Annotated in this window: 1 pseudogene; it reads left to right on the top strand. The window is 65.7% G+C overall.

What is annotated here, in order from left to right:
- Positions 1-204, top strand: a pseudogene (locus QSK15_RS32480) (hypothetical protein); the annotation flags it as partial.

Here is a 204-nt window from a genome sequence, read left to right as displayed (position 1 = left end):
CCGCGGTCATCTCGATCGCGACGAGCCTGCAGGAGTCGAAGCTGGAGAACCTCGGCCACCTCGGCGACGCCAACGACCATGACTCGCTGGGTCTGTTCCAGCAGCGCCCGAGTTCGGGTTGGGGTACCCCGGAGCAGATCACCGATCCCGAGTACTCCACGACCGCGTTCCTGAAGGGTCTGAAGCAGGTCGACGGGTGGCAGG

Origin of the sequence: Micromonospora sp. NBRC 107095, from assembly GCF_030269705.1 — a bacterium.
Classification (GTDB): Bacteria; Actinomycetota; Actinomycetes; order Mycobacteriales; family Micromonosporaceae; genus Micromonospora; species Micromonospora parva.
The sequence above is the reverse complement of the archived record's forward strand: the minus strand, read 5'-3'. Positions and strand labels throughout refer to the sequence as shown.